A 3,367-nucleotide genomic window follows, 5' to 3' on the forward strand; every position below is an offset into this window, starting at 1 on the left:
TCATTCCTCCTGCTATCTTTTTCTATTATTCTACCTTATTTGATAGTAGATTTAAGACTTTGCAACAGAACCTTGTGAGGCTTATTTTAGTACGTAGAAGACCAGTTAAACTTTTTTAGCTTGACTATATATATTTTTTAGTCTAACTTAAACTATATAAAAATAAAATGTACCGGGATATAAATAACCAAAAAAACGAGAGAATAGGAGATGAGTAGATGGTGTTAGATATTAAAAATCTTTCAGTCACTTATCAAAATAATGTGCGTGCATTAGAAGATATATCGGTCTCGATTTCATCTGGAAAACTTGTAGGAATCATTGGGACGAATGGGGCTGGGAAGTCAACATTATTAAAAGGTATTTTAGGAATGGTGGAAAGAACGGGGAGCGTGTCTTTTAAGGAGCGCCCCATTAAAGAAGTCCAAAAACAAGTAGCGTATGTCGAACAAAAGGGTAACTTAGATATGGATTTTCCTATTACTGTTTTGCAGTGTGTTTTACTAGGAACTTACCCTAAACTGGGTTGGTTGAAGCGCCCTGGAAAAAAAGAAAAAGAGACTGCATTGGATGCTTTAGAACGTGTGGGAATGGAAGACTTTGCCAATCGTCAGATTAGTGAGCTATCTGGTGGCCAGCTTCAGCGAATTTTGATTGCTCGTACGTTGGCACAAGATGCGGATTTAATTTTCCTTGATGAACCCTTTAGCGCAATTGATATCAAGAGTGAAGGCATTATTATGGACCAATTATTTGAATTGCGTGATCAAGGTAAAACGATTTTAATCGTACATCACGATTTGATAAAAGTGGCTCATTATTTTGATGAATTGATTTTATTGAATCAACGTTTAATTGCGAGTGGAAAAGTCGAAGAGGTTATGACCGATGATAATTTATCCAAAGTATTCGGAACCGATGCTTTTAAAGCAATAGGAGGTAATTAAGAAATGTTTGGACAATTTATGAGTAATTTAATGAATTATACGTTTTTACAAAATGCATTAATTACTTCCATTATTGTAGGAGTGACCTGCGGCATTCTTGGAAGTTTTATTACTTTGAAAGGCATGTCTTTAATAGGTGATGCCATTTCTCATGCTGTTTTGCCAGGGGTAGCGATTTCTTACATGATAGGGATTAATTTCTTTTATGGAGCAGTAGTTGCTGGTTTATTAACCGCATTAGGGATTAATTATGTCGACCAAAAAAGTCGAGTAAAAGCTGATTCTGCCATTGGGATTCTCTTTTCGGCATTTTTTGCAGCAGGAGTTATTCTCATACAAAAAGCTCAGAGTGCGATTGATTTGACTTCTATTTTATTTGGAAATATTTTAACTGTAAGTAATACCGATCGATACATTACATTGGTTGTTGGTGTGATCGTTATTTTAATTGTTTTTTTATTCTATAAAGAATTACTAATCACTACATTTGATCCCACAATGGCGAGAGCTTATGGCTTACCAGTAGACTTCATTAACTACGGAATTATGATTTTACTGACCTTAGTTTCTGTGGCCTCTTTACAGACAGTAGGCGTTATATTAGTCGTTGCGTTATTAATTACGCCAGCTTCTACTGCCTATATGTTAACAAATGATTTAAGTAAAATGACCTTGTTAAGTGCGATGATTGGTGCGATTGCGGCAGTAGCTGGTTTATACTTCAGCTTTGCTTATAACCTACCATCTGGTGCTGTGATTGTATTAGCGGCTGCCACAATGTTTGTTTTGGCGTTTTTATTTGCTCCAGAGCAAGGTTTGGTTTGGCGTAAAGTTAAAAAAGCAGTCTAAATATTTTTGAAAAAGGAGATTTATTTCATGAAAAGGAAAAGATTTTTGCAGTTAGTCAAAATTCTAGCAATCACGATGATTGCACTTTTGCTAGTTGCGTGCAGAAACGAAGAAGAGACGTCTACTAAAGAAGGTAACAGTGGAGATACTTTAAACGTCGTGAGTAGTTTTTCTATCTTGTCAGACATGATTGAAAACATAGGAGGCGAATACGTGAATGTTCATAACTTGGTTCCAATTGGTACAGCTCCTCATGAGTACGAACCATTACCAGAAGATATTAAGGTAGCATCCGATGCGGATCTGTTATTTTATAATGGTTTAAATCTTGAAGGTGGCGAGAACGGGTGGTTCTTTAAGTTAGTAAAATCTGTAGGGAAGTCGGAAGACAATATTGTCGAAGCTTCTGAAGGAGTTGAACCATTGTATTTAGCGGATGAAGAAGGCAACCAAGAAGTGAATCCGCATGCATTTGTGTCTCCAAAAGTTGGAATACAGATGACAGAGAATATTCTAGAAGCGCTTATTGAACAGATGCCTGAAAAAGCCGAATACTTTGAACAAAGTGCGGCTGACTATTTAAAACAACTTCAGGAAATTGATGAAGAGTATACTGAAGGAATAAACAGTATTCCTGAGGAAAACCGAATCTTTATGGCGAGTGAACAGGCTTTTCAATACATGACCAAAGAATATGGTCTAAAAGAAGGCTATATTTGGGCTATTGACACAGATGAAAATGGAAGTCCCGATCAAATTCGGCAAACGATAGAGTTCGTTAAGCAAAACCAACCCAAAGTCTTATTTATTGAATCGAACGTAGACAGAAGACCAATGGAAACCATTTCTTCTGAAACAGGTGTTGCTATATACGAGCAGTCTGTTTTATCCGATGAAATAGGAAAACCGGGTGAAGTTGGCGATTCTTATATCAAATATTTAAAATACAACTTAGATGTAATATTAAATGGGTTATCAGAATAAAAAGAGAAGACCACTCGTATTTTGAATCTCAACCCGAAAACTGAACAAATAAAAAAGAGAGTTACGCTACCCACAAAAGATGGCTCTTCGTCAAATAGGACTGATGAGTAATATCTGCCAGGTAATCATTAGATTACCTGGTTTTTTTATACTCTTTTCCATTATTCATTTTTTATCTTTATTTTGTGATTATCAAGCAGCCCTTAGGCTGCTTCTACTACCGGTATTTCATTTAGATATAGTTTATTGGTCATTAATATTCTAGTCCTAAAATTTTGGAAGTTTCGGTATCCGTAAGCTATTCGCTTTAAGATCTTAATCTTATTATTCAACCCTTCTATTCGGCCGTTCGTTAAGTGGTTGTATTTGAAAGTATGCCCAATATATCTTTGAAGTTTGGTAAATGTACGTAGCACACGACTTAATCCGCTTGGTAATTTAGCTAACTTAGACTGCGCTAACTGAGCTTTAAACACTTCAGAGTCATTCTCTTGGAGTGCCTCACGCAAGTTATGGACGATATTATAGGTGTCTTTTAATAGTGGGTTCTTATCTAGTAAATAATCTAAAATACCACCGGTATTCGT

The 3,367-nt window shown here is 35.9% G+C and carries 4 protein-coding genes; 3 read left to right on the plus strand and 1 reads right to left on the minus strand.

Going from position 1 to position 3,367, the window contains the following annotated elements:
* Positions 1 to 218: 218 nt before the first annotated feature.
* Genes HMPREF3116_RS05495 through HMPREF3116_RS05505 form a run of 3 tightly spaced genes read left to right on the plus strand, consistent with a single transcriptional unit; the run spans position 219 to position 2,780 of the window.
* Entirely contained in the window at positions 219 to 947 is a 729-nt protein-coding gene (locus HMPREF3116_RS05495) for a metal ABC transporter ATP-binding protein (protein WP_070468187.1), read from the plus strand.
* A gap of 3 nt (positions 948 to 950) precedes the next feature.
* Positions 951 to 1,796: a metal ABC transporter permease gene (locus HMPREF3116_RS05500; protein WP_083272777.1), complete on the plus strand. Its 846-nt coding sequence runs from the start codon at positions 951 to 953 to the stop codon at positions 1,794 to 1,796.
* 27 nt (positions 1,797 to 1,823) lie between these two features.
* Positions 1,824 to 2,780 (plus strand): metal ABC transporter solute-binding protein, Zn/Mn family, encoded by a 957-nt coding sequence (locus HMPREF3116_RS05505; protein WP_070468188.1) that lies wholly within the window; start codon positions 1,824 to 1,826, stop codon positions 2,778 to 2,780.
* 203 nt (positions 2,781 to 2,983) lie between these two features.
* On the opposite strand, the gene HMPREF3116_RS08760 is transcribed toward HMPREF3116_RS05505, so the two are convergent.
* A partial coding sequence (locus HMPREF3116_RS08760) for a transposase (protein ID WP_148129222.1) occupies positions 2,984 to 3,367 on the minus strand: 384 nt, incomplete at its 5' end.

Origin of the sequence: Aerococcus sp. HMSC10H05 (genome assembly GCF_001806975.1) — a bacterium.
GTDB classification, from domain to species: Bacteria; Bacillota; Bacilli; order Lactobacillales; family Aerococcaceae; genus Aerococcus; species Aerococcus viridans_B.